A 1465-nucleotide genomic window follows, 5' to 3' on the forward strand; every position below is an offset into this window, starting at 1 on the left:
CAGCGGCGCCGACGGCCGCCATCGGTGATGATCTCTATCTCAGACATAAGCACGTGCTCAGGCATATGCCTAAGCCTCCATGGTTATGCCCAAGTGTCCGGTCGAAACGGGGGCCAGTTCACTCAGCCAGAACAGGTTCTCGGACATGGCCACCCTCCTCCAGAATGGCCGCCATGAATCATGAACAGGCTGAAAAGGCTAGGCGGCTAATGGGTCTGGAGCCTAACGGACGAAATCACCATCCAAAATACCTCTATCCAGAGTATCCGATAAGCCGGACCTCGACGACCTGCTCTGCAGTGAAATCGGAATCCTGGGGGAAACCCGGATTCAATAGTCCGCTCACCGCTACGAGATCTCCAACTTCTAGCCTTTGTCCACCAATGGTGTCATAAGGATTGTAAAAGAGCGTCGACGTGTCGACATCGACTTCGGCGGCTCCGGCTGAAAGCACGAATCCCTCGGAGGAAACTTCTATGATTGTTCCGGAGAGTGTTGCATCCCCTCGATCGCCCACGACGTCGAAAGGCGATACCAGAGGTCGCATGGCCGACTCGGCGCCCGCAGTCGGTGTTCCGAACGTCGAGAACGTCCGACTGTCCTCCGAATAGATCGCGACCACGCTGGAAACTCCGCCCTCCACAAACATCTCATCCATCTCCACGCTGACCGTGACGTTGTCCCCGATCTCGACGTAGGGTCGCCGAGTCTCTCGTGCGGAAGGCCAATTGCCGAAGGTCATTTCCACGACCCCTTGAGTATGTCGAAGCTTGAATACGCCCTCGTAGAAATCGGTTACCTGACCAGAAACAGTAAGCACTTCGATCGGATCAACTGTCGTGGGAAGAGGTTGCGCCGCGACCGGGTAAGGCGAGGATGTAATCCCGATGCTGATCAAAAGAGTCGATGCTCCGATTGGGCCCTCAGCCATTGTGTCGCCTCCTGCGGTGTCGCTGTTCCTGTACGTATCGACATAGGTCGGGTGGAAAAATTTTCAGGCCTTGTTGACAAAACGCCGGATCAACAGGCGGATGCATGCGATGTGAAGTGATGCGGTGGATGCCCCCGCCGCTTGTGCCGGACGTGACCTGCCACGGGCTTTTTGATGCTGTCCCTGAGCGTGGTGTAGGTTCTGGTTGAGGTGGTCACCGGAGATGTTCGGTTAGGTGTGAGGTCCCGCCCGATCCTGTTCGGCGCGATCGGATGAGAATGTCGGCTGTCCGTGGTCCGCACCCGCCGAGGCAGCGCTGCCAGGCCGCGGAGGCCGGCTGAGCGGATGAGCCGCGTGACGCGGTGCCGCCCGATCGTTCTTAACCGCGCCGGGTCTGCCGGAGGCTAATTTTAGTTAGCTACGCGGCCACGGGTTCGTTCTCCAGAGCTGCATAGAAGTTGGCCTCGGCTTCGGCTGGCGGGATGTTCCCGATCGGTTCGAGGAGACGGCGGTTGTTGAACCAGTCCACCCATT

Annotated in this window: 1 protein-coding gene; it reads right to left on the reverse strand. The window is 58.2% G+C overall.

Annotated elements, in window-relative coordinates; genetic code table 11:
• Positions 1-253: 253 nt before the first annotated feature.
• Positions 254-931 carry a hypothetical protein gene (locus DR046_RS23415; protein ID WP_135227403.1) on the reverse strand — a complete coding sequence of 226 codons (678 nt, stop codon included), beginning with the start codon at positions 929-931 and terminating at the stop codon, positions 254-256.
• Positions 932-1465 lie beyond the last annotated feature (534 nt).

This window comes from Jannaschia formosa (genome assembly GCF_003340555.1).
Taxonomy (GTDB): domain Bacteria; phylum Pseudomonadota; class Alphaproteobacteria; order Rhodobacterales; family Rhodobacteraceae; genus Jannaschia; species Jannaschia formosa.